Annotated in this window: 21 protein-coding genes and 1 pseudogene; 6 read left to right on the top strand and 16 right to left on the bottom strand. The window is 58.2% G+C overall.

The genetic code is table 11. The annotated features are described in order from the left end of the window. Window positions 1-205, bottom strand: a 205-nt coding sequence (gene tnpA / locus GCT13_RS43170) for an IS200/IS605 family transposase (RefSeq protein WP_152767879.1), incomplete at its 3' end; no start/stop codon positions are given. Window positions 206-291: 86 nt separating this feature from the next. Here tnpA and GCT13_RS43165 point away from each other — a divergent pair. Then, window positions 292-528, top strand: a complete 237-nt coding sequence (locus tag GCT13_RS43165) for a hypothetical protein (RefSeq protein WP_152767878.1) — start codon at window positions 292-294, stop codon at window positions 526-528. 908 nt (window positions 529-1,436) lie between these two features. Continuing rightward, complete coding sequence (locus GCT13_RS43160; RefSeq protein WP_193727927.1) at window positions 1,437-1,847, top strand: RidA family protein; 411 nt, start codon at window positions 1,437-1,439, stop codon at window positions 1,845-1,847. Window positions 1,848-2,435: 588 nt separating this feature from the next. On the opposite strand, the gene GCT13_RS43155 is transcribed toward GCT13_RS43160, so the two are convergent. Together GCT13_RS43155 and GCT13_RS43150 are read right to left on the bottom strand one after the other, a co-directional pair. Next, on the bottom strand, window positions 2,436-2,672 hold the full coding sequence (locus GCT13_RS43155) for a hypothetical protein (RefSeq protein WP_152767876.1): 237 nt from the start codon (window positions 2,670-2,672) through the stop codon (window positions 2,436-2,438). Window positions 2,673-2,926: 254 nt separating this feature from the next. Beyond that, window positions 2,927-3,382: a hypothetical protein gene (locus GCT13_RS43150; protein ID WP_407670949.1), complete on the bottom strand. Its 456-nt coding sequence runs from the start codon at window positions 3,380-3,382 to the stop codon at window positions 2,927-2,929. Between the two features lie 914 nt (window positions 3,383-4,296). Between GCT13_RS43150 and GCT13_RS43145 the strand changes: the two genes are divergently transcribed. Beyond that, a complete protein-coding gene (locus GCT13_RS43145; RefSeq protein ID WP_152767874.1) occupies window positions 4,297-5,463 on the top strand; it encodes an MFS transporter in 1,167 nt (388 codons plus the stop codon). An 80-nt stretch (window positions 5,464-5,543) separates the two neighbouring features. Here the strand turns inward: GCT13_RS43145 and ccmI are convergent, their stop codons facing one another. The 13 genes from ccmI to GCT13_RS43080 form a co-directional block, all read right to left on the bottom strand. Further along, window positions 5,544-6,365: a c-type cytochrome biogenesis protein CcmI gene (ccmI, locus tag GCT13_RS43140; protein ID WP_152767873.1), complete on the bottom strand. Its 822-nt coding sequence runs from the start codon at window positions 6,363-6,365 to the stop codon at window positions 5,544-5,546. Continuing rightward, entirely contained in the window at window positions 6,362-6,850 is a 489-nt protein-coding gene (locus GCT13_RS43135) for a cytochrome c-type biogenesis protein (protein ID WP_152767872.1), read from the bottom strand. Before GCT13_RS43135 ends, ccmI begins: the two co-directional genes overlap by 4 nt. Next, entirely contained in the window at window positions 6,847-7,386 is a 540-nt protein-coding gene (locus GCT13_RS43130; protein ID WP_152767871.1) for a DsbE family thiol:disulfide interchange protein, read from the bottom strand. The genes GCT13_RS43135 and GCT13_RS43130 overlap by 4 nt, the downstream gene beginning before the upstream one ends. Next, window positions 7,383-9,353: a heme lyase CcmF/NrfE family subunit gene (locus GCT13_RS43125; protein ID WP_152767870.1), complete on the bottom strand. Its 1,971-nt coding sequence runs from the start codon at window positions 9,351-9,353 to the stop codon at window positions 7,383-7,385. The genes GCT13_RS43130 and GCT13_RS43125 overlap by 4 nt, the downstream gene beginning before the upstream one ends. Continuing rightward, a complete protein-coding gene (ccmE, locus tag GCT13_RS43120) occupies window positions 9,350-9,817 on the bottom strand; it encodes a cytochrome c maturation protein CcmE (RefSeq protein WP_152767869.1) in 468 nt (155 codons plus the stop codon). Before ccmE ends, GCT13_RS43125 begins: the two co-directional genes overlap by 4 nt. After that, the gene (gene ccmD / locus GCT13_RS43115; protein WP_152767868.1) at window positions 9,814-9,993 is read right to left on the bottom strand and encodes a heme exporter protein CcmD; all 180 of its coding nucleotides are present in this window, start codon (window positions 9,991-9,993) and stop codon (window positions 9,814-9,816) included. The genes ccmE and ccmD overlap by 4 nt, the downstream gene beginning before the upstream one ends. Beyond that, a complete protein-coding gene (locus GCT13_RS43110) occupies window positions 9,990-10,745 on the bottom strand; it encodes a heme ABC transporter permease (protein ID WP_152767867.1) in 756 nt (251 codons plus the stop codon). Before GCT13_RS43110 ends, ccmD begins: the two co-directional genes overlap by 4 nt. Before the next feature lie 47 nt (window positions 10,746-10,792). Further along, the gene (gene ccmB / locus GCT13_RS43105; protein ID WP_152767866.1) at window positions 10,793-11,458 is read right to left on the bottom strand and encodes a heme exporter protein CcmB; all 666 of its coding nucleotides are present in this window, start codon (window positions 11,456-11,458) and stop codon (window positions 10,793-10,795) included. Between the two features lie 2 nt (window positions 11,459-11,460). Further along, window positions 11,461-12,138 carry a cytochrome c biogenesis heme-transporting ATPase CcmA gene (ccmA, locus tag GCT13_RS43100; RefSeq protein ID WP_152767865.1) on the bottom strand — a complete coding sequence of 226 codons (678 nt, stop codon included), beginning with the start codon at window positions 12,136-12,138 and terminating at the stop codon, window positions 11,461-11,463. Window positions 12,139-12,150: 12 nt separating this feature from the next. Then, complete coding sequence (gene msrA, locus GCT13_RS43095; RefSeq protein WP_152767864.1) at window positions 12,151-12,702, bottom strand: peptide-methionine (S)-S-oxide reductase MsrA; 552 nt, start codon at window positions 12,700-12,702, stop codon at window positions 12,151-12,153. A gap of 304 nt (window positions 12,703-13,006) precedes the next feature. Beyond that, window positions 13,007-13,924 carry an NADP-dependent oxidoreductase gene (locus tag GCT13_RS43090; protein WP_152767863.1) on the bottom strand — a complete coding sequence of 306 codons (918 nt, stop codon included), beginning with the start codon at window positions 13,922-13,924 and terminating at the stop codon, window positions 13,007-13,009. Between the two features lie 64 nt (window positions 13,925-13,988). Next, the gene (locus GCT13_RS43085) at window positions 13,989-14,906 is read right to left on the bottom strand and encodes an NADP-dependent oxidoreductase (RefSeq protein ID WP_152767862.1); all 918 of its coding nucleotides are present in this window, start codon (window positions 14,904-14,906) and stop codon (window positions 13,989-13,991) included. Window positions 14,907-15,091: 185 nt separating this feature from the next. Continuing rightward, window positions 15,092-15,670, bottom strand: a complete 579-nt coding sequence (locus tag GCT13_RS43080; RefSeq protein WP_152767861.1) for a cytochrome P460 family protein — start codon at window positions 15,668-15,670, stop codon at window positions 15,092-15,094. Window positions 15,671-16,562: 892 nt separating this feature from the next. Here GCT13_RS43080 and GCT13_RS43075 point away from each other — a divergent pair. The 3 genes and pseudogenes from GCT13_RS43075 to GCT13_RS43065 form a co-directional block, all read left to right on the top strand. Continuing rightward, entirely contained in the window at window positions 16,563-17,465 is a 903-nt protein-coding gene (locus GCT13_RS43075) for an aspartyl/asparaginyl beta-hydroxylase domain-containing protein (RefSeq protein ID WP_321575003.1), read from the top strand. 325 nt (window positions 17,466-17,790) lie between these two features. Then, window positions 17,791-18,114, top strand: a pseudogene (locus tag GCT13_RS43070) (transposase); the annotation flags it as partial. A 67-nt stretch (window positions 18,115-18,181) separates the two neighbouring features. After that, window positions 18,182-18,410 (top strand): transposase (locus GCT13_RS43065; protein ID WP_152767860.1); only part of this gene is annotated, 229 nt, incomplete at its 3' end.

Raw genomic sequence — 18,410 nt, 5'->3', positions numbered from 1 at the left:
GAATGCTCAAACACATGTGAACGTGATCCCCCATCAGGTGCCCTTCGACAATTTTCGATTCCTTGTGGGACGCCAGCTCATGAAATATCTCTCCGAGCTGCCGACGCAACGCGCCGAATATCTGCTTCTTGCGCCGCTTCGGGATGAACACCACGTGATACTTGCAGTCCCATCTCGTGTGGCTCAGGCTCTGATACTCTTTCATCGTGAATCTCCTTCTCTTGGCAGAGACAGGAAATTCGCGCCGACCGTCGTAAAGGTCAAACCTTGGTGAGTCCACCGGCAGAGCCGGTGGCTTACCTCACTGAGTTACTGTTCGCGGCTGGCATCTGGAACGGCATTGAGGACAATGACCTCGACCTGAAAGACCTCGCAGATCCGGAAGAACAGTTCGCTGCCAAAGCGCAACAGCCAGTCCTCCTTCACCACGACGCGGCGCTTCTTGCGCCAATTCAGCCCATTTCCGAGGTCCGCGATGACTTCGATGCCGCAAAACCCGCCTCCACACAAAGCTTCAGTAAGCCGTAAAGCCTGCGTTTGCTACTACGACGCCCTGCTCCGCCGCCGTTTGGCCAATAGATAATAGCTCGCATGAGATATCTCCTATTCAGATCTTCCGTGGCAATGGTTTCAAGACGTCGCGGTCAGGTTGTGGTTGTTCAGATCAACCGTTACTGTTGCAAATCCTTCAGGCAAGTCGCATCGCCTCTCCGTAAGATGTTGCGAGACATATACGGATGTATCTGTTTCGATACTTCGTTCAGGTTGAACATATGGCGCTTTGAACATTTAATAGCGAGTCGGGAAAACATGACACTGTATTCCGTCACCTGAATTCGTTACCCGCCCACTAACGATGCGGCACGTACACAAGAGTTCATTTCTCATATGTCGAAAGGCATCCTCATGGTATTTCACATTGAACGCCGCAACCCGGCCGCACGACTGCAAGTAGCTCTATCGAAACTCGCGCAAATAGAATCAGACGCGCCTCGAGCCCGCAGCAGACATCTCTCAGGCTGCTCCAAAAAGAAGCGGCTCAGCGCCGGCAACCGAGCCTTGGGCTAAAAATGCCGGCGCGTGGTTTGGCGAAATGCAATCTTCCCGACTGCGTCACATCGTTATCGTCGCGCATTGCAGCGACAACAGACCTGACGGTTCAACCTGATGATATCGGTACTGTCCGCGATTCCGCGGCGTCCACGGAGAACGTCAGGCACGTCGACGAAAAGGCTTGCCGTATCCGAAGCGCGCGACTGGAACACCACCCTGCCACTATAGCCAGCTTTACATTGCAAACTAGCCATTCTCATGGCGAACAGTCTCTAGCCACAGATCGAAATTTCTCGACGCGCTTTCACCGATTCCGTTTCCGCGAGCCTATCGACGTTCGAGCCGGTGAAAACCTTCAACTTCATTAAACCATGGAGCAATCTATGCGTTATTCTGCACTTGGGTCTCCCACCTCTTCGAAGATAAAACCAAGTGATAACAACCCCACCACCCGACCCAAACTTCGATGGTTGATGATGTCAGGCAACGCGAATCTTCTCTCCTCGAAGCGGATCTGTACAAGCATAGAAGAGCAGAGCGAGAGTATATGGAGAAGCACGGTCGACGCACTCGAGAAATCAGGAATGACAGCGCACGATATCGTTAAAGTGACGCAGTATCTCAAATTTGAAGAACATATACCTTTGTACTCGGCGATCCGAGAGAAATATCTTAAAGGCGCAAGACCGGCATCGACTCTCTTGATAGTGCCTCATCTTGACCCATCGAGCAAGTTAGTTGATGTCGAAATTATCGCCGCGAAAGATGATCTGGAGTTTTCGACGAAGCAGTGAATATTTAGCTATGGAGCAGCGTCTTCTATCCGCTTAATGTGAGCCTATTCCATGATCCATTAAGTTCATGGCGTGCAGTTCACACTCTACCGCACTGAAACGGCATCGGCTTCATAGCCGATGCCATCGACCGCGGGCGATGACCTTGATGGCCCGTCAAGACTGAACCAGAATCGCGGCACAGCCTTGACATTTATGTCGAAAAAGCAGATACCGACCTACGACACGGGACAGTATGGCGTGGCAGCGGATTCGCTGGAGGAAAAGGGTGTGCTTCAACCTCAAAGTTCCGGCTTGCCGTGCGCTCGCGATCACGCATCGCGAATTTCAAGCTAGCGCTCCGTCATCGCGATATCAAGGCGGCGGCGAACATTTTCACAGAGAAATGTCGCCGTCTTCCAGAAGAATTCCGTCCCTCACGGTAGCGATAGGCCAAGGGTGGAGGGAGGTCAAGACGGTTTTTTAGTAAAAACAATAGGGGACATGCAGGCTCGGTCGTTCACAAAAGTGACATCTCTGAAACCAACGTGCTCGAGTTGTTCGTTGATGGCGGTGTCAAAAAACTCGTAAAAAGCTGACCACCGTGTTTTAGTGCGTCGAGCTGACCACGCGCTCGTTGTCTGTTTCATATATATGACCATCGCTTGTCAGTATGTCCACTTCAGCATTAAGGTCCGCCTCCCACGCGTCAGCATGGCGCAGCTCTACCTGTCGAGCAAGGCCGCGTTCATTGGCTAATTTATATGCTCCATCGAGCGCGTTCTTGTCCAGGTCGAGGCCCAGCAACCTCACATTAGAACGATTCTTGTAATCGAGCAGCAACAAGTCTCCCCTCCATCCGCAAGGCGCAGACGCGAGCACGAATCCCGGTTTGAACCTCGCCTGCAATTCTCGACGAAAAATCTTGAAGCGTTCGCGAGTGGCAAGTACCGACGGAAGCCTCTCAAATATGAGGTATTCGAGCTCGGACACCTCACCCTGCCGCAAGGAGTCTGTCTGGTGAGTTACAAGTCGCGATCGAACAATCGACGCTATAAGCCAAAGATCTCTCACAAGCTACTGCTCGAGGCTTGGGAGCATCAAGCGCGCCTGTAGGCCATCTGATCAAACGATTCTCCGGCGCGAAACCGCTCCAAACGGTGACCAGCTTCGATGATTGCCGCGAGTGGTGCGCGACGCATTTGAGAGTCGTATGTTGTGACAATGGTAGCGAAATGCCAGAATTCTTCTTCCTCGAGCATCCATACGTCGGAGTGTCGACCGCGATCGAATGCCGCGAAAAGAATGCTTTCGGCTTCCTTCATTTGTTCGAACGTTGCGTCGCCATAGCCCGCTTCGATGAGCAGACCAGTCACGATCATCACTTGGCATAGCGTACGCGCGGCATCAAGATTGCCCCTTTTTCGTCGCATAGCATCAAGTGCGACGTGCACCTGCAGACTGACACGGTCCGCTTCGGCACGAGCTATAGGTAACAGCGCTGCCTTACTCCGGCGCACGCGCACTGCCTGGGCGGTTCTTGCAAATGCAGTCATTCTGGTCATCACATGAACAAAGCATGGTTTAGAAAGGCGTCGCGGACGAATACTACTCAACGCTTCATGCCGGAATATACAACCTCTGGCGGTTGGCAGCCGTCCGGAACGCGTCGATGCTCGCCAGAACAGGGGTTGCGAAATTTGTGCTCGACGTCCATTCTCGCGGCGGGACGTCGCGGTTTTGTGGAAGGAATTTCCGTTCTTTCCGAGCATAGTGCGGCAGCCAAAGGCTGAGGGCCGGGGAGGACGTCAACCGGTAACGAAGTTCGACGTTTGCCTTGGGTGCAGACTGGGCAACCCAATCGCCTCGCCTCATATACGAAGGTTGCTTCGCAAACTTCTCACAAGAATCGTGGTTGCCAAAAGGCACTCGCGAAGTTCACGTAGCGCAATCTGGCGAATATCGTTTAAATACCTAAGTATGTTTTCACTTCCTTCGAGAACGTCTTAGAGTACAGCAGAGCGTTGCCCTCGACCTTTCAAGCATAGCCGCCATGTAATGCGCGGCTTGACACTATGAACTGGTACAAGAATACAGCTGCGGCAATCGCACGACTTACTCGTGAGAAGTATCGGGTAATCCAGCAAAGTGGCACTGAACAGTGCTTTCTTAACGATTTCAGGAACAGCAATGACGCGGACGTGTACGTGGTTATAGTGCCGGTGAACCGCTCTTTTCGTCCCTATCGGCCCATGCGACTTTTGGTGAAAAGGTCGCCATTTCCGTTCCGCGCTATCCCACAGTCGATGGGCCCGGACCCGGTTACAAGTACCGTTGTGCTCTAAGCGCACCTGAAGCATGGCGCGCTTCCCGACGACGAGCCAATGCCAACACCGGCCAGCGCCAGCACAGCCTTTTTTGATTGATCCACATGCACACCTCCTCCACATCATCGATTTCCCATTCACGAATGAGCGCACCGGAATTGCGCGCAACTCTCTCGCTCGCCGCGATATTCGCCCTGCGCATGTTGGGCCTATTCATGATCATGCCCGTGTTTTCGATATATGCGAAAAGTATCGCCGGTGGTGACAATGCGCTGCTCGTAGGCATCACTCTCGGCGCCTACGGCGTTACACAGTCGCTCCTGTACATTTTGTATGGCTGGCTTTCTGACAAGTTGGGCCGAAAGCCCGTGATCATCACAGGCCTCGTGATCTTTGCCGTCGGCAGCTTCGTGGCGAGCTTCGCGCACGACATCACGTGGGTCATCGTTGGCCGGATAATTCAGGGCATGGGTGCTATTTCCTCGGCAGTACTCGCATTCATCGCCGACCTTACCTCCGAAGCGCACCGCACCAAGGCCATGGCTATGGTGGGTGGGTCAATTGGCATGTCATTCGCCGTGGCGATCGTCGGCGCGCCCATCGTGTTCCACTGGCTAGGTATGGGCGGCCTCTTCGCGCTGGTCGGCACATTCTCAATTCTTGCGGTGGCCGTTGTGCTATGGATCGTGCCAGATGCGCCTATGCCTATGCCTGTGCACGTGCGAGCGCCGTTCGCCGAAGTTCTGCGCAATACAGAGCTGCTGCGCCTTAACTTCGGCGTACTCGTGCTGCATGCTACTCAGACCGCGCTCTTTCTGGTCGTCCCGCGCCTGCTCGCGGACGCGGGCCTCCCAGTTGCGTCGCACTGGCAGATCTATCTGCCGGTTATGGGCCTTTCGTTTGTCCTGATGGTGCCCGCTGTCATTGCCGCCGAAAAGCGACGCATGATGAAGTCGGTGGTCGTCTCGGCTGTTGGACTCGTCCTCATTGGTCAGTTTATGCTCGGCTTGCTCGCGCATACCATAGCAACGTTGGTGGTGCTACTGTTCGTGTATTTCCTTGGTTTCAATATTCTCGAAGCCGTGCAGCCCTCGCTGGTGTCGAAGCTCGCGCCGGGCAACCGCAAAGGGGCAGCAACGGGCGTCTACAACACCACCCAGTCGATCGGTCTTGCGCTTGGCGGGGTGGTGGGCGGGTGGCTGCTCAAACACGTCGGCGCAAGCGCGGTGTTCTACGCGTGCTCGTTTCTTGTCCTATGCTGGCTCCTGGTCGCTTTCAACATGAAGGCGCCAGTGCCGCGCAATGCCTGACTTTTGCATTGGGGCGCGAACAAGGAAACAACGTCAGTCTCTGTCCGTACCAACCTGATCAAGCCGTTTAAGAAGCGTCGCTACTTCGCCAAATCGCGGGCGCGAGCAATGTCTTTGGCAATCGAGGCGCGGCTTACGTCCCCCGCAGGCAGTGTGGCCGCGAGACGTTCCCAGTAGCCAACAGCGTCACTGTATCGACCGGCTTGAAACGCGGCTATGCCTGCTAACCTTAGGCTCACTGCCTCTCGGGGGTTCCTGGCGAGGGCCTCATCAGTGACTGCCTCCAGCGTGGGAGTCCATTGGCGGCCACCCGCGAAATATTCGGCCTCCGCCCACTGACCCAGCAGTTCCGGCGGCCGTCCTGCTAGCGCGGCTGCGCGCTCGAACGCCCGGGCCGCGTCGGACATCCGCCCTTGTGCCATGTAGGCGCGACCCAACGATGACCAACCATCGGCCGAATCAGACGTAGCAGCTAGTGATGCTGCTTCCTGCCGCATAGCTATTTTCTCGACATTTTGCGCAGCGGAGCGTTGGCGCATGAGCTTAAGTTGATCAAGCGCCCCCCAGTGCAGATACAGCGCCAGCGCCAACAACGGCGTTGATAGCGCCGCCGCCAGCGGAATAGTTCTGCCCAAGGGGAATTCAACGGCATGCTTCGCACGCTGCGTGTCGTCCAGCAGTTCACGCGCAGCCTCCGCGCGTCCGATATCCAGCTGTGCCGCATCGAGCGCGCCAACGCAGAGCTGCTCTTGCAATTCGTGCAGACGTTCGCGATATAGGCTGACATTCAGGCGGGTGCGATCGGCATCGACGCGCCTGCGAGGGAGGCGCAACTGGGGTACCAGGATGAAGCTTAGAGCTGCTGCGAACAACAGTCCTGCGTAGAGCCAGAAAGCGATCATAGATCTTGTCCAATGGATGGGTCCGCGTCTCCGAGCAGACCCACCAAGCGACGCTGCTCACCGTCCGTCAATGGACTTGCTGTTGCCGGGCGCGATCGACACCGGTTTGCGACGATAACGGCAACGATCGCACCTCCAGCCAGCAGCAGTGCTGCAGGGCCAAGCCAGAGCAGTGCCGTGCGGCGGGAAAGCGGTGGGTCGTACAACACGAAATCGCCATAGCGCGCGACCATGAAGTCAATGATTTGTTCGTCGCTTCGGCCTTCGCGCAGCATGCGATGAATCTCGCCACGCAAATCGTTGGCGATGGGTGAATCCGATTCCGCGATGCTCTGGTTCTGACACTTGGGGCAGCGCAGCCCGACGGCCAGTTCGTGATAGCGTTCACGCTGGCTGTCGTCAGGAAAGTCACGGGGATCGATGGCGGCGTAGCTGCCACTGAGCACGCCGAGCCCTAACGAAATCACAGCGATAAGGCGCTTCATGGCCCGGCCTCCTGCAACAGCTTGGTATAAACCGGGCCAAGTTTCTTCCGCCAAACGTCCTCGTCGATGATTCCGACATACTTGTCGCGGATGACGCCTTGAGCATCGATGACAAACGTCTCGGGTGCACCATAAACGCCGAGGTCCACCCCTAAGGATCCGACAGCATCCTCAATGTCCACCAAGTACGGATTGTCCGATGTACCCAGCCAGCGCCGCGCCGCGGACCGGTCGTCCTTGTAATTGACACCGTAGATGACTACGCCTCGAGACGCCAGTCTTCTCAACACCGGGCGCTCCTGTCGGCAGGACGAGCACCATGACGCCCAGATGTTTACCAGCGCCGGTCTTCCCGTAATGTCCTTGCGTGTCAGCGTGCGCGACGGCTGGTCGAGAGCCGAAAGCGCGAAAACGGGAAAAGGTTTCCCGATAAGCACGGACGGCACGCGAGTTGGATCGAGGAACAGCCCGCGATACAGAAGGCCCGCGATGAGGAGAAACACTGCCAACGGCAACAGCAACGGCGACCGTTTCATGTTCGCGCTCCGCGAATGTGTGTCTGCGGAGCCGACCTGGCCGACTTGGCGCGATAGCGCCGGTCTGTCGCCGCCAGGGAGCCGCCCAACGCCATCAGCAGCGCACCTAGCCAGATCCAGCGAACGAAAGGTTTGATCTGCACCCGCACCGCCCAGGCGCCGTCGGCCAGCGGTTCGCCCAAGGCTACGAACAGGTCTCTGGTGAAGCCCGCGTCGATTGCGGCCTCGGTCATGGGAGTCCGTTGGACCTGGTAGACGCGTTTTTCCGGATGCAGAATGGCAACCTCACGCCCGTTTCGAAGGACCCGTACACTGCCGCGATCGGCAACATAATTTGGCCCCTGGATCTGCGTCGTGCCTTCGAATACAAAGTGGTAGCCGCCCACTTCGATGGCTTTTCCTGACGTCATGCGCAGATCCTGGTCAACGCTGCAGACACTTGTCAGCACGGCGCCCAAAGCGCACACAGCGAAGCCCAGATGAGCCAGTTGCATGGCCCAATAGCTGCGGCCGAGCGTCGGCAGGCCCTTGAGCAGTCCCTTGCTACGCGTTTTGTCCAGCACGTCACGTAAGCCCGCGAATACGATCCAGGCGGCCAGCAAGCCGCCTCCTGCCGCCGCCCAACGCGACCGGGCGTGCAAGGTAGCGGCGATCAACGCGAGCATCAGGCTCGCCGCCAGCACTGGCATAAGCATTCGCGCTAGCCAGCGCACCGGCGTGCCTTTCCAGCGCGTGAACATGCCAACCGCGGTGGTCGCCATCAGCAGCGCCATCAGCGGCACGAACATGGAATTGAAGTAAGGTGGGCCGACCGACAGCTTCGCGCCAGTAAGCGCGTCGAGAACCATCGGGTAGAGCGTGCCGAGCAGGATCGCGGCCGCCGCCACCGACAGCAGCAGGTTGTTGACAAGCAGCAGCGTCTCACGCGACCAGATCCCGAAGCCTACGTGGCTCTTGACCATTGGCGCGCGGAGAGCAAATAGCGCAAGCGACCCGCCCACCACCGCCAAAAGAAACGCGAGTACGAACACGCCGCGCGCCGGGTCCGTGGCGAACGCGTGCACGGAGGTCAATACACCCGACCGGACCAGGAAGGTGCCGAGCAAGCTGAGCGAGAACGCGGCGATCGCCAGTAGCACAGTCCAGTTCTTGAATGCGCCCCGTTTCTCGGTTACTGCCAGGGAGTGGATCAGAGCCGCGCCCATTAGCCAGGGCATCAACGACGCGTTTTCGACGGGATCCCAGAACCACCAACCACCCCACCCGAGTTCAGAGTAAGCCCACCATGACCCTACGGCGATCCCCACGCCGAGACATGCCCAGGCCACGTTTGTCCAGGGGCGAGACCAGCGTGCCCAAGCGGCGTCTAGCTTGCCATCCAGCAGGGCCGCAATGGCGAAGGCGAATGCGACCGAGAAGCCAACATAGCCCATATACAGTATGGGCGGATGGACGATCAGGCCGACGTCCTGCAACACAGGATTGAGATCCCGGCCATCGACTGGGACATTGGGTAGCAAGCGCGCAAACGGGTTGGAGGTGCCGATCAAAAATAGCAGAAAACCAGTGCTAATCATGCCCATCACGGCCAGCACTCGCGCCAGCATCGCCTCCGGCAGTTGGCGTGCGCCGAGCGAGACGGCAGTTGTCCATCCCGCCAGTATCAAGGCCCATAGGAGCAACGAGCCCTCATGCGCACCCCAGATTCCGCTCAACTTGTAGTACCAGGGCAGCGCACTGTTGGAATTTTGCGCAACATACGCAACCGAGAAATCGTCGGTCAGGAACGCGTGCGCGAGGCACGCGAAGCTGAACATCAAGAACGCGAGCTGTCCCCACGCGGCCGGCTTCGCCAGCGCCATCCAGCGCTGATCGCCGCGCCAGGCACCTGCTAACGGGACGCTTGCTTGTATCAGCGCGAGGCATAGCGCCAGGATCAGGGCTAATAGTCCGAGTTCAGGGATCATCGATACGACTCCTGCATGCCGCGCGGAAGCTGGCTGCTCGCACCGATTTTCTTCAGCGCACCCATCGCTTCAGGCGGCATGTATTTCTCGTCATGCTTGGCAAGGACTTCATCAGCGTGGAGTGAGCCGTCGGGCTCGATGCGGCCCAGGGCGACAATGCCTTGGCCCTCGCGGAAAAGGTCGGGCAGGATGCCCTCGTAGCGCACGAGGATGCTGCCCTCGCCGTCCGTCACGATGAATCGCAGCGCGAGTGAGCCTGGCATGCGTTTCAGCGAACCGGCCTCAACCAGACCGCCGGCGCGAATGCGCGTGCCGCGCGGCGCCTCGCCGGCCGCGATCTGGCTCGGGGTGTAAAACAGATTGATGTTTTGACGCAACGCCGCCATTGCAAACGCCGCGGCCGCGCTCACGCCACAGAGCAGGGCTAGCATCCAGTACAGTCGCTTCTTGCGTGAGGGCGTCATTGCAAAGCCTCTCGGCGTCGGCTGCGCGCGAGATTATTCAGGTACCGACGGCGCGCCAGCAAAGGTAGCACCACGTTCAATGCCAACAGCGCGAGGCATAAACCATAGCCACTCCAGACGTAGGCGCCGTGACCACCCATGACGACAAAATCAGCGAACGATGCAAATGCGATCATGTCCGATTCTCCAGAAGCCGGGCGACCTCAGCATCGGCCCAACGGCTGCCGGCCTCACGCCGCAGCACTTCCAGGCGCATACGCTCGAACAGTACCGCTCCGAAGAAGCAATAGAACCCCAGCACGGTTAATAACAATGGCAGCCACATCTGCGGCGGCATGGCCGGCGCACGCGTAAGCGAGAAGCTGGCTGGCTGGTGCAGGGTGTTCCACCATTCGACAGAAAACTTGATGATGGGAATGTTGACGACGCCGACCACGGATAGCACCGCGCAGGCACGTGCAGCATTATCGCGATTGGTGATCGCCTGACCCAGCGCGATGACACCCAGATACAGGAACAGCAGGATGAGCATGGAGGTCAGGCGCGCGTCCCATACCCAGTAAGTGCCCCAGGTCGGCTTGCCCCAGATCGCCCCAGTGCTCAGCGCGATGAATGTCATCCAGGCGCCGATGGGGGCCGCCTGTTGCAGTGCGACGTCCGCCAGTTTTATTTTCCATATCGCTCCGATGACCCCGGCTGTCGCCAACATGACGTAGATCGATTGAGCAAGCAGCGCCGCCGGCACGTGGATGTACATAATGCGGAAGCTGTCGCCCTGCTGGTAGTCTGCGGGCGCAAACGCCAGCCCCCATGACAGGCCGATCACGAGCAACAGTGCGCTGGCAGATGCGAGCCATGGCAGACACCTGCCACTCATCGAGTAGAACAGTTTTGGCGAGCCCCATTTGTGTAGCCAGGTCCAGTTCATTCGAGTTGCTCTTGAGGGGTTGTCGCGTCCGCACCGCAGGTAGTGGGTCATTCGGCGACACTGATGGAAAGCGCCGCGCCAATCGCAAACGGCGCCAAAGTGATTGCCAGCACGGCAAGACACGACAACCACAGCAGGTACCCCGCAATGGGCAGGCCCTGCAACGCAGCTTGCAGAGTACCGCTACCGAGGATCAGCACCGGGACGTACAGCGGCAAAATTAGCAGGCCCAGTAACAACCCTCCTCGACGCAAGCCAACGGTGAGCGCCGCGCCGATCGCACCGAGCAGGATGAGCACAGGCGTGCCCAGTAACAGGGAAAGCAGCAGCGCAACAAAGCAATGGGCCGGGAGGCCGAGCGTCAGGGCCAGGAGAGGGGCCACCGCCACCATCGCCAGACCGCTGCAAATCCAGTGCGCGGCCACTTTTACCAGTACCAGCACGAACATCGGGTGTGGTGAAAGCATCCATTGCTCCAGCGAGCCGTCTTCGAAATCGGCACGAAACAGGCCGTCTAGCGAAAGCAGCATGGCCAGAAGCGCCGCGACCCACACTAGTCCCGGCGCGGCTTTTTGCAGAAACTGCGATTGCGCCCCCAGCGCCGGCGGAAAGAGCGCGATGACAACGGAGAAAAACACCAAGGGGTTAACAACGTCCCCGGGCTGGCGACATAACAGACGCAACTCGCGGCCGAGTAAGGAGATCACAACCATGCTCACGTCGCGTACTGCCCGAGATCAAGGACAGCGTAAGCTTGCGTCCGTCGGGTCAGTTCGTGGTGCGTAGTCAGCACCACCGTGCCGCCGCGCTCACAGTGCATTGCCAGATGCGCTTCAAGTTGCGCTGTGCCTGCCCTGTCCAGCGCCGCGAACGGTTCATCCAGTAGCCACAGCATTGGCGCACCGGGTAGGTACAGGCGCGCCAACGCGACCCGACGCTGCTGGCCCGCCGACAGAGCATGGCAGCGCGTATCCTCAAAGCCGCGCAAGCCCACCGCGACAATCGCCCGCTCTACGGCGACGATCGCATCGCGCCCGTGCAATGCGGCCAGCCATGACAGGTTTTCCTCAACGGTCAAGAGTGCCTTCACGCCTGGGGCATGCCCTATCCATAGCAGCCGGGAAGCGAGGGCCCCCGGCTGCCCGGCAAGGGCTTCGCCGAACAGCTCGACATGCCCCTCGGCCGGCCGTGCCAATCCGCATAGCAGACGCAGCAGGCTGCTTTTTCCGCTGCCGTTGGGACCTATGATGCGCAACATGTCACCGGCCGCGAGGCCGAAGCTCACGTCATTGAACAACCGGCGTTGGTTTCGTTCGCAACCGAGACCCACCGCGTTGAGCAACGGGCGCCCAGTGCGAAAACTGCCATCTGGCCAGACGCAAAGTTCTTGCATGACATACCGCACCTAAGACCGATTATCCGCGCCTGCATGGGTAGAAGTTTTCGCGGATTCGCCTACCGTTTCTCTCTTCGGAAGGACCCAGTTGGGACGGGGAAAGTGACAGGTATACCCTCCCGGCTGCTTCTCAAGATAGTCCTGATGTTCTGGCTCAGCTTCCCAAAAGTCTCCGACAGGCTCAAGCTCAGTCACAACGCTGCCCGGCCACCGGCCCGACGCTTCCACGTCGGCAATCGTCTCCAGCGCCACCTTTTTCTGTTCGTCGGTCGTATAGAAGATCGCCGAACGGTAACTTGTTCCGACATCGTTACCTTGACGGTCCAGTGTTGTCGGATCGTGGATTTGAAAAAAGTACTCCAGGATGCGTCGGTAGCTCGTCTGCGTTGTATCGAAGACAATCTCGATCCCCTCCGCATGAGTGCCATGATTGCGGTAGGTCGCGTTCAAAATGTCGCCCCCGGTATAACCGACGCGAGTCGAGACAACACCGGGAAGCTTGCGGATCAGGTCCTGCATTCCCCAGAAGCATCCGCCAGCAAGTACAGCACGCTGATGCATGTTAAACCTCCTTGATCTGATCGAGATATCGTTGTGGCGCTCGCTCTCCGTGCCGTCGCTATTTGATGAACCAACGGTGGAGCGTAATTAAAGTGGTAGCGCAGCTCTCTACCGGGACACTCGGGCACCACATGGCCGAGGGTGACTTTCGCCATAGATTGGATTGACTCGGTCCAGTTCATCCCGAGGGCGGGAGTCAACACTGTTGACGTGTTCGCGGAAACTTATTCCCGGGAAAGCGGGAGCGCTCGGTCGAGCAAGCAAATAGTTACTTGTATCGGCGACCACGCGCTGTACCGACCTCTCACTGCCGAATGCGGATAACCGTCTTCCCTTCACGTCGTTTGGTCGGGTTCAAGGCCGCGACGGCATCGTCGAGAGTCGAGATTTCGCCGATGTTCGTCCGTAGTCGTCCGTCCCGCACCCGCTGGACAATCTCGCGCAGTTGGGCACGATCGGACTCAACAACAAAATCTATCGCACGCCCGTTCGCAGGACGCGCCTCGGACGGCCCGACAACGGACACCAGTGTCCCTCCGGCTCGAACCAAGCCTGCGGATCGTTTCCCGATATCGCCACCGATAACATCGAACACCAGATCGACTGCACCGACGTCCTCCAACGTATCGCTATCGAGGTCGACAAACTCTTGCGAGCCAAAGTCGAGCGCCTTCTGACGGTCGGTGGCGCGCCCTGTACCAATGACATACGCGCCGGCCTCTCGTGCAAGTTGCGTCACCATCGTGCCGACTGCCCCAGCGGCACCGTGAGCGAGCACGCGCTGGCCTGCCTGAAGGCGACCGTGTTGAAACAGCCCTTGCCAGGCGGTCAGTCCCGAGATCGGCAGGCTCGCGCCCACTGTAAAGTCGACATCACCGGGCAGCGGCGCGAGGTTGCGCGCCTCGATCGCCACATACTCGGCCAAGGTACCGTCACGGTACCAGTCTGCGAGGCCGAACACCCGCTGGCCCACAGACAGCCCCGTCGTTCCGTAGCCGAGAGCGGTGACCACTCCAGCCAGCTCGTGGCCTGGAATCGATGGTTTCCGGTCGCGGTCGCTGCGATCGGTCCAGGTCGAGGGCCACGTCATCTCAGTGGGGACGAACCCGGACGCATGAATCTGAACGACAACGTCGTTTATCCCTGCCGACGGCTCCGGTCGCTCGACAAGCTTCAATCCGGCCAATCCTGCAGTCTGGTCTGTTGCTACAATCGCCTTCATGTGGATTCTCTCCATGGTTGCGTGCCTCTTTACTGGAAACGTCACAGGGACGGCCGCGTATCGGTCACGGACGAATTCGGATGATCGTCTTCCCGTTGGTTTTCTCAGCCGGGTTGAGCGCGACAACAGCGTCCTCGAGGTTAGAGACTTTCCCGATATGCGTACGTAACCGTCCCTCACGTACTCGCCGGACGACTTCGCTCAGCTGGGAGCGATCGGATACGACAACGAAGTCGATTGCGAGGCCGTCCACAGGTCGCGCCTCGGCCGGTCCGGCGATTGTCACCAGCGTTCCTCCGGCTCGAATCACACTAGCGGACCGCTTTCCGATGTCGCCACCGAACACATCGAAAACCAGATCCACTGCACCGACATCTTTCAGGTCGTCGTTCTCAAGATCGATAAACTCTTGCGCGCCGAACTCGAGTGCCGTCTGACGGTGCGCAGCGCGTCCTGTGCCAATGACATGGGCGCCTGCCTCTCGTGCGAGCTGGGTTACCATCGAACCGACCGCGCCGGCAGCGCCATGCACGAGAACGCTTTGCCCTGCCTGGAGTCGACCGTGATCAAACAGTCCCTGCCACGCGGTCAGGCCGGGCATCGCGACGCTCGCGCCAACCGCGAAGTCGACGTCGCCTGGCAGCGGCGCGAGATTGCGTGCCTCGATCGCCACATACTCGGCCAAGCTACCGCTGCGATACGAGTCCGTAAGGCCGAACACCCGCTGTCCGACCGATAATCCTCTTGTGCCATAGCCAAGAGCGGTGACTACGCCTGCCAACTCTTGCCCGGGAATCGATGGCGTCCGGTCACGGCCTTGACGATCGGTCCAGGTCGACGGCCACGTCAGTTCATCCCAAGTGAACCCCGACGCATGGACCTGAACGACGACGTCGTTTATCCCTGCCTCTGGCTCCGGCCGCTCGGCGAGCTTCATGCCGGCCGTGCCGGCAGCCTGGTCCGTCACAATGATTGCCTTCATGTGATTTACCTCCTCGGTATTTCGTCGAAAATGTTGCATCGAAAACCATTCGACGCCTCATGTCCGGCGCCACGAAAATTTTCGAACGCGAAGGACAATCAGCACCTCGCCGTGATCCTCGCTTTCCCAAAATGCTCAAACTAGCGCAGCGGCTCAACCGACACTTCATCGAGGCCGTGGCCACCTTATCGACTTAGGGGCGGATAACCCGTGGTGTATATCCAGTCTGACGCTTGCGCTGGTATGTGACACGACTGACAGTCTTTCTTATAGTCCGTGGATGTAGTCTTCTTCGGATCGGTTGCATCAAACCAGGACCAACCCCATCCATCGCCCCAAAGCTTGTTTTCCGGAAAGCGACCGACGTCATCTTTAACCATCACGAACCAGCCCGAAAGGGTGCCGGCACTGCTTACCGTTCCGGTCGTCATTGGCTTCGTGTTCGTCTTGTACACTTCCTTCACGAGAACAGTGCCATCCGGAAAATGTCCGTCCTTGCGGTACGCGGCGATGGTTCCCGGAGATGCGTAGACCACGTGCAATTGCTTTGAGCCCGGGCCATTGTCTGCGGCGATCGCCCAACTGCCCAGCATCTGATAAGTGGTCCGGTAATCCGCGGGCACGTGCATATTCCCCTTGCCGTCGACAACAGCCGCGGTCGTCCCTTTGTACGGTAAGCGCGTATCCGCCTGCCCGTAGGTAGTAACAGCGACCGTCATGGACAATCCTGCCAAGGCGACGCGCAAGACACCGGCAATTCTCATGGCGCTGCTCCTCGTGTGTTGGTCAACAGATATAGTTTCCCGCCGAAAGACGTAGAGGTGCAACGGCGCTTGAGTATGCAAGCAATATGCGTGAGTATGCCTCCGAGTTCGCGCTCACGTTGCACAGGATCACGCGACACCTTCGAAAAGTCGGCTCACAGCCGAGGAGTCAACGGACCCGATTGCGACGCACAGCAAACTGTTCACCGAAAGTCGCGATCGTCTGAAAGTGAAACGCAGATCCAGCCTGCGATGGTCTCGATCGGCGTCCTCCCCGGTATCAATCGGCAAACTCGCGCCGTACCGCGCCGGGTACTTCTTTCGACCCGAAGCCAAAGACACGGACTGTGAACATCATTTTCGAACCGGGCGTCTATGCAGCGCCCTTCTTTAGTTCCCGCCGCCTTCGCTCGCTCGCTTCGTGCTAGCGATACATCGATCATTCAAGGCTCGGGAACGCCCTTGTCCGCAACGACCCACGTGACCATGCCAAAGATGCTCACGTATCAGCCACGTATACCGAAGGATGCAGCGTTTCAGATTCCACATCATTTAAAATGACATGAACTCGTTGTCTGCGTCGGAGCGCTTGCGTGTCGCCGCTGGTCATCGAGGGAAACGAAGAAAGACACAGATATATTTTTCGATCGGCTAATGCGCGGCAGCCTTTCGTGACACGCCGGTGCACTCCATCGACATGTTGCCCCCTTTGGTTTTCGCTCGGGTATTTCTTGTCGCTCTGACCTTCGGTGACGCAAGGACGGCGCGACAGACCCGGCACGAACCGCCTCACCATTAAGACAGAATTCCGGTACGGTCGCACACACGACGTGGTGCCGGAAGCAAACGTCTGCCGATCGAGTTATCTTGGCGAATTATTTAGGGGTGTACGGTGCGCGTGTTGTTTTTGTTCTGGCTTGTTGCTAGCGCTTCCTATGTGGCCATGCGAGGTAAGGTACGCTTCGCGTTCTGGCGTCAAATATCGGACCATTCGACGTTTTTAGCGCCGGTTAATGCCGTCTTCTACCTATTCTCGACGCTGAAGCGAGGCGCGTATATTGACGCATCCAGCTTTCCCGAACTAGCGCCGCTCAAAGCAAACTGGAAGACTATCCGGGATGAGGCGATGGCGGTCGACGCAGCACAGAAAATCGCGGCTGCAGAAAACTACGGCGATATCGGATTTAACTCATTCTTCAAGACCGGATGGCGCCGGTTCTATTTGAAGTGGTACGACAATCCGCATCCATCTGCATTGGCGCTTTGTCCAGTGACGACACGTTTGCTACAGGAGATTCCGACCGTAAGAGCAGCGATGTTTGCTCAGTTACCACCTGGCGCGAGCCTCGTTAGACATCGTGACCCGTACGCCGGATCCATTCGTTACCATCTCGGACTCGTCACCGCCTCCAGTCCCAGTTGCTATATCGAGGTTGACGGAGAGAAATATTACTGGCGCGACGGTGAGGAGGTCATGTTCGACGAAACCTATATTCATTACGCAAAAAACGAAACCGCAATTTCGCGCATCGTCCTCTTCTGCGATATTGAACGTCCGATGCGTTATCGCTGGGCCGCTGCATTCAACAGGGCATTCTCGAACGTGGTGCTCCGCGCCGCCACGTCTCCGAACGAAACCGGCGACCGTACCGGTTTTCTGAACCGTGTGTTCAAATATATTTATGCAATCCGTCGATTGGGAAAGCGGATCAAGGCTTGGAATCGACCCACCTACTACGCAGTCAAGTGGGTCCTGTTCGGATCGATCTTTGCGGGCATTATATACGTCCTTTAATCTCGCATAGACCGCAAACGAGCTCCGCCGCCGAAGGTCCCTCAGCACGGGGTACCGAGAACACCGTCGATTTCCTCCCCCCCGGCCTGAGGCTGCCGCGCATGGCGTGGTAAGCACCGGAATTCCTTCTGCAAGACGGGCGACGTCCTGCCGCGAGAATGTTCTCTGCTGCATTGATGTCGCGATGGCGGAAGCGGCACATTGTCGATGAAGATGGAGATGCATTTCTTCACCCGTGCCGTGGAAGGCTTCAGCCAGTCTTTCCGCCAGCTTCCGGCCTTAGAGCGTGTTAGGAACTTTCGTTGGGACCTGGTATCCTGGCGGAATGAGAAGAGCAAACCGCAAAGGCTACCCGACTGATGTGTCCGACGAAGAATGGAGCTTCGCGGCGCCGTATCTGATGTTGATGGATGCAAGCGCGCCGCAGCGCAAGTATGACCTGCGTGAGATGTTTAATGCATTGCGCTGGATAGCCCGTGCGGGGGCTCCCTGGCGCATGCTACCGAATGACTTTCCACCGTGGGAATTGGTGTACCAGCAGACGCAACGCTGGCTTCAGGCAGGCTGTTTCGAGAATATGGTTTGCGACCTGCGCTCGGTCATACGTGTAGCACAGGGAAGACGAGGGCAACCCAGCGCTGTCATTCTGTAGTGGTCTAATTTCCTCGGACAGGTCGATAGGAGGACAATCCTGAATCGAGGAGGAAAAGAGCAAGATGACAAGAAGGCGCCGACAATTTGACGCCAGCTTCAAGCTGGAAGTAGTACGGATGGTGCGAGACCAAGGGCTATCGGTCAGCGAAGTGTGCCGGTCGATGGACCTTGTTGAGACAGCCGTGCGCCGCTGGGTGGCGCAGTACGATGCGGAGCGTGCTGGCGGCGCCGGCGAGGGCAAGCCGCTGACGGCTGAGCAGCAGCGAATCCGGCAGCTTGAGGCGGAAAACC

This window comes from Paraburkholderia franconis (assembly GCF_009362735.1).
Taxonomy (GTDB): Bacteria; Pseudomonadota; Gammaproteobacteria; order Burkholderiales; family Burkholderiaceae; genus Paraburkholderia; species Paraburkholderia franconis.
This window is presented reverse-complemented; position numbering and strand designations above follow the sequence as displayed.

Bases quoted from the DNA above. Each gene is read 5' to 3' on its own strand.
- ccmE (WP_152767869.1), bottom strand. From the start codon at position 9,817: ATGACGCCCTCACGCAAGAAGCGACTGTACTGGATGCTAGCCCTGCTC.
- GCT13_RS43160 (WP_193727927.1), top strand. From the start codon at position 1,437: ATGCGTTATTCTGCACTTGGGTCTCCCACCTCTTCGAAGATAAAACCA.
- ccmI (WP_152767873.1), bottom strand. From the start codon at position 6,365: ATGATCGCTTTCTGGCTCTACGCAGGACTGTTGTTCGCAGCAGCTCTA.
- ccmD (WP_152767868.1), bottom strand. From the start codon at position 9,993: ATGATCGCATTTGCATCGTTCGCTGATTTTGTCGTCATGGGTGGTCAC.
- GCT13_RS43135 (WP_152767872.1), bottom strand. From the start codon at position 6,850: ATGAAGCGCCTTATCGCTGTGATTTCGTTAGGGCTCGGCGTGCTCAGT.
- GCT13_RS43145 (WP_152767874.1), top strand. From the start codon at position 4,297: ATGAGCGCACCGGAATTGCGCGCAACTCTCTCGCTCGCCGCGATATTC.
- GCT13_RS43085 (WP_152767862.1), bottom strand. From the start codon at position 14,906: ATGAAGGCAATCATTGTGACGGACCAGGCTGCCGGCACGGCCGGCATG.
- GCT13_RS43130 (WP_152767871.1), bottom strand. From the start codon at position 7,386: ATGAAACGGTCGCCGTTGCTGTTGCCGTTGGCAGTGTTTCTCCTCATC.
- GCT13_RS43150 (WP_407670949.1), bottom strand. From the start codon at position 3,382: ATGACTGCATTTGCAAGAACCGCCCAGGCAGTGCGCGTGCGCCGGAGT.
- GCT13_RS43090 (WP_152767863.1), bottom strand. From the start codon at position 13,924: ATGAAGGCGATTGTAGCAACAGACCAGACTGCAGGATTGGCCGGATTG.
- msrA (WP_152767864.1), bottom strand. From the start codon at position 12,702: ATGCATCAGCGTGCTGTACTTGCTGGCGGATGCTTCTGGGGAATGCAG.
- GCT13_RS43110 (WP_152767867.1), bottom strand. From the start codon at position 10,745: ATGAACTGGACCTGGCTACACAAATGGGGCTCGCCAAAACTGTTCTAC.
- ccmA (WP_152767865.1), bottom strand. From the start codon at position 12,138: ATGCAAGAACTTTGCGTCTGGCCAGATGGCAGTTTTCGCACTGGGCGC.
- GCT13_RS43125 (WP_152767870.1), bottom strand. From the start codon at position 9,353: ATGATCCCTGAACTCGGACTATTAGCCCTGATCCTGGCGCTATGCCTC.
- GCT13_RS43080 (WP_152767861.1), bottom strand. From the start codon at position 15,670: ATGAGAATTGCCGGTGTCTTGCGCGTCGCCTTGGCAGGATTGTCCATG.
- ccmB (WP_152767866.1), bottom strand. From the start codon at position 11,458: ATGGTTGTGATCTCCTTACTCGGCCGCGAGTTGCGTCTGTTATGTCGC.